The following is a 4,638-nucleotide window of genomic DNA, read 5'->3' on the forward strand; positions in this document are numbered from 1 at the left end:
AAGGCAGCTGCGACAGCTGCGCATCGGCCAGGTTCATGATGCCGCGATGGCTGATCATCACCCCCTTGGGCTTGCCGGTCGAGCCCGAGGTGTAGATCACATAGGCCAGGTGATCGGCATCGACACCGCTCGCCGGTGCCGTCTCAGGCTGAGCGACGATCGCTTGCCTATCAGCATCGAGCTGCACCAGCCTGGCGCTGGACGCCGGCAGACGCTCCGCCACCGCCTGCTGTGTCAACAGCACCGGAACCTTGGCATCCCCCAGCATGTAGGCCAGCCGCTCGGTCGGATAGCGCGGGTCGAGTGGCAGATAGGCCCCGCCGGCCTTGAGGATGCCGAGCACCCCCACCACCATGTCGAGCGAGCGCTCCATGCAGAGACCCACGATCACGTCGCGCCCGACGCCAAGTCCGCGCAGATGATACGCCAGCTGGTTGGCGCGGCGGTCGAGCTCGCCATAACAGAGCTCCTGATCCCCCAGCACCACAGCAATAGCATCGGGCCGGCGTGCGGCGTGCTCGGCAAACAGCTCATGCAGGCAGACATCCTGCGGATAGCTCTCTGCCGTCGCGTTCCAGTCCACAATCAGCTGCCGCCGTTCGGCTTCGCCCAGTAATTCAAATTCAGACAAGCGCCGATCCGGCGTACGGACGACCTCCTCAAGAAGTCGCATGAAATGGCCGACCATGCGCTCGATCGTCGCGCGCTCGAACAAATCGGTGGCGTATTCGAGAGAACATGCAATGCCGGACGGCTCCTCATGCACATACAGCGTGAGGTCGAATTTCGTGGTCAGATGCTCTGCGTCGGCCTCGATCCGGCTGACGCTGAGATCCGGCAGCTCCAAGGATTCGAACGGCATGTTTTCGAACGACAGACAGGCCTGGAACAATGGCTGCCGCGACAGATCCCGTTCCGGCTGCAAGGCGTCGACAAGCTTCCCGAACGGAAGATCCTGGTGCGAGTAGGCCCCGAGCGCAGTTTCCTTGATGCGACCAAGCAGATCCTCAAACGTGGGATTGCCGGACAACTCGCAGCGCATGACCAGCATGTTGACGAACATCCCCGTCAGGTCTTCCAGCTCCGGTCGCGAACGGCCTGCAACCGGAGACCCGAGAAGAACGTCCTGCTGACCGCTGTAGCGGGAGAGCAGCAGCGAGAAGCTCGCAAGGAAAACCATATACAGGGTCGCATCCTCGCGACGCGCCAGCGCAGTCAGCTGCGCGGGCAGCTGACCTGAGATGACGAATGGAACTGCGGCGCCGGCAAAGGACTGTACAGGCGGCCGAGCCCGATCGGTCGGCAACTCGAGTATCGTCGGCGCATCGGCAAGCCGATTTCGCCAATAGTAGATGTACTGTCCGATAACGTCGCCATTGAGCCAGCTGCGCTGCCACAGCGCGTAGTCGGCGTATTGAACGGCGAGGCTCGGCAGCGATGCAGAACGCCCGTCCACCTCGGCGCGATAGAGGAGCCCGAGCTCCCGAAGCAGCACCCGGAGCGACCAGCCGTCCGACACGATATGGTGCATGTTGATCAGCAAGACATGCTCGCGCTCGCCCAGCTTGACGACCGTCGCCCGCAGTAACGGTCCGGTGCGAAGATCGAAGGGCTGCTTGGCGTGATCATTCATCAGCCGGCGCAACTCGATTTGCTGCTCCTCGCCCTCCAGCGCAGAAAGATCGATAAGCTCGACTCCGAAAGGTTGCGCCTCCTCGATCAGTTGAGCGCCGTGGCCGTCCACCAGCTCAAAGCGCGTACGCAGGTTCTCATGGCGGCGCACGATCTCGCAAAAGCCGTGCGCGAGAGCGGACACATCCAAGACGCCCTCAAGGCGAAGCGCGCCGGCCATGTTATAGGCCACTCCCACGCTCTCGACCTGATCGAGAAACCAGAGCTGTTCTTGCGCAAACGACAAAGGAAGCGGCCGGGGCCGCGCGGCAGCGACGAGCGGCGCCGCAATCAGCCCTGTCTGCCGGCGTTGCGCCTCATCGAGCTTCTCGGCCAGCATTCTGATCGTCGGCGCTTCGAACACCGTACGCAACGGCAAGGCCGACTGGAATGCGACATTGATCCGGGCGATCAATTGCGCCGCGATCAAGGAATGGCCGCCCGACGCAAAAAAATTGTCGTCGATGCCAGCACCTTTCACTTGCAGCACGTCGCACCAAATCGCGGACAGAAGCTCCTGCACGGCATTTGTGGGCGTCGCGGGCTGCCCCAGTGACGACACGGTCGGCTCCGGCAAGGCGTCGCGGTCGATCTTTCCGTTCGCCGTCAGCGGCAGGGACTCGAGCATGACGATGTGCGAAGGCACCATGTAGTCCGGGAGCGAGCTTCTCAAATGCTGTCGCAGCGCATCTGCAGAGACCGCCTGATCCGCACTTGCCGCTACGTAGGCGACCAGCCGCTTGCCGGTGGTGCCCTCGCGTGCCAAGACCGTTGCTTGAGCGACCGCATCATGCTGCCGCAACGCCGCTTCGATCTCACTGAGCTCGATGCGGAAACCGCGGATCTTCACCTGTCCGTCGCGTCGCATCAGATATTCGATGCAGCTATCGGCTCGGCGGCGCACGATATCGCCGGTCGCATAGAGGCGCCCACCCGGCTGGCCAAACGGATCAGGAATGAATTTTTCAGCTGTCAGCGCCGGCCGTCCCCAATAGCCATGGGCGAGGCCTGCGCCGCCGACATAGAGCTCGCCAGCCACGCCAAGGGGGACGAGCGCCAGCGCAGCGTCGAGGATGTAGCAGGTACTGTTGGCAATCGGGCCACCGATGGGAAGTGTCCGCGCATCTGCTGCGACGGCGTTCACCTCCATCCAGGTGCTCACGGTCGTGCCCTCGGTGGGCCCATACAGGTTCAGCAATCTCTGCGGCGCCCCCCGCGCGAGCACGGTGCGTACGGCCTGCGGGTTCGCCGCTTCGCCGCCAAACAGCACGTCCCGCACCTGCGCGAAAATATCGGGGACCTCCTGCGCCAAACCATTGAACAGCGCCGTGGTCACGAACACGACATCAAGACGTTGCTCCCTGACCACCGCCGCCAATCTGGCCGGCGCGAGTGCCGTCTCCCGATCAATGACAACGATGCTGCAGCCATTGAGCAGCGCGCCCCACAATTCGAATGTCGCGGCATCAAAGGACGGGCTGGAAAGATGGCTCACCCGGTCGCCGGGCGAGAAGGTGATATAGTCGGTCCCGGTCACCAGGCGCGCAATGGCCCGATGCGACACCGCGATGCCCTTAGGCACGCCGGTCGAGCCCGACGTGTACATGACGTAGGCCACCGCCTCGGCGCCAAGCGCAGCCGGAGGCGGCGCCTCGATGCGGGGCGTATCGGTCGTATCTAGGAACGGCAGCCCGGCCTGCGCGAATCCGCCTGGACCAACGACGACTGCGGTCAGGCCGGCATCCCTGGCCATGAACGCCAGGCGCTCCTCCGGGTAGTTCGGATCGAGCGGCACGTAGCAACCGCCCGCTTTCATGATCCCGATCATGCCAGCGATCAGGCCGGCGGAGCGTTCGCCGGAGAGACCGACGGCTGCGCCAGAACTCACACCGAGGCTGCGCAACCCGGCCGCGATGCCGTTGCTCCAGGCGTCGAGCTCGCGATAGCTGACCACGCGCGTGCCATCGTTCACCGCGACCGCATCCGGACGGCGCGCGACATGATCGGCAAAGATCTCATGCAAGCCCCGATCATCCGGATAGGGTCGTGTCGTGTTGTTCAGTTCGACAACAAGCCCACGGCGTTCCAACTCGCTGAGCAGCGGAAGATCGCGGATCCGGCAATCGGGATCGGCAACGATCGCATCCAGCAACTGATGAAGGTGGCGTCCCAGCCGCTCGATCGTGCTCCGATCGAACAATTCGGCCGCATATTCGATCGCGACGTCGAAGCTGTGTTTCGCATCATAGGCGTGGACAGTCAGATCGAATTTGGTTTGCTTGTTCTCGGCGGGGATCGGCGTCAGCTGCAAGCCGGGAATGACGAGGCCCTCGAACGGCGCCTGTTGGAGCGCAAACATGACCTGGACCAGCGGATGGCGGGCCATCTCGCGGTCCGGCTGAAGCGCCTCGACGAGTCGTTCGAATGGCAAATCCTGATGGGCATAGGCGTCGAGCACCGTGGTCTTGACCTGTCGCAACAGCTCTCTAAAGCTCTGGCGGCCGGAGCAGTCTGCGCGCAGCACCAGGATGTTGGCGAAGAATCCGATCAGATCCTGGAGTTCGTGGCGACGCCGGCCGGCGACCGGCGAGCCGACGAGAATGTCCGACTGACCGCAGTAGCGCGACAGCAGTAGCTGAAATGCAGCCAGCAGCACCATGAAGAGAGTGGCATTTTCTTCCCGCGCCAGGTTCTGAAGTGCTGATACGGTCGGTCGCGAGACCGCAAACCAGTGATGGGCGCCGGCAAGGGTTGCCCCTGATTGCCGTGGCCGATCGGTTGGCAGATCAAGCTGGGGAGTCGCGCCTGCCAGGCGCTCCGTCCAATAGGAGAGCTGTCGTTCGAGCACCTCGCCGCGGAGCCACTGCCGTTGCCAGATTGCGTAGTCAGCATATTGCACCGGCAGAGGTTCGAGCGGGGACGGCTTGCCCGCGCGGAAGGCCTGGTAGAGCGTGGTGANCNNNNCNA

The 4,638-nt window shown here is 63.4% G+C and carries 1 pseudogene (only partly in view); it reads right to left on the minus strand.

Annotated elements, in window-relative coordinates:
* Nucleotides 1-4,638, minus strand: a pseudogene (locus BRAS3843_RS06155) (amino acid adenylation domain-containing protein) (its annotated part continues 649 nt past the right edge of the window); the annotation flags it as partial.

Source organism: Bradyrhizobium sp. STM 3843, from assembly GCF_000239815.1.
Lineage (GTDB): Bacteria > Pseudomonadota > Alphaproteobacteria > Rhizobiales > Xanthobacteraceae > Bradyrhizobium.